This window comes from Marinomonas sp. TI.3.20, from assembly GCF_038155025.1.
Taxonomy (GTDB): domain Bacteria; phylum Pseudomonadota; class Gammaproteobacteria; order Pseudomonadales; family Marinomonadaceae; genus Marinomonas; species Marinomonas flavescens.
In genome coordinates, this window is sequence record NZ_JBAKAS010000159.1 from 1 (window position 1) to 217 (window position 217).

General features: G+C 56.2%; 1 protein-coding gene. It reads left to right on the top strand.

The window, feature by feature from the left end:
* Positions 1 to 217, top strand: a 217-nt coding sequence (locus V6259_RS19990; protein ID WP_341586017.1) for a hypothetical protein, incomplete at both ends; no start/stop codon positions are given.

Below are 217 nucleotides of genomic sequence, written 5' to 3' on the forward strand. Positions count from 1 at the left end.
GCGGATGCGGATCTAAGTGGTCTGACCGACGGCACGATTACCGTCAGCGCTGTAGCAACTGATGATGCGGGCAACACGTCAACTAAAACGGATACGTTAGATTTAGACACCAGTGCGGACACTGACAACAACTTCAGCGTGACCGTGGCGACAAGCGACGAGATCACCAACGCGGCCGAAGCGGATTCTGTTAGCGTGACCTTGGGTGGCGTGGACG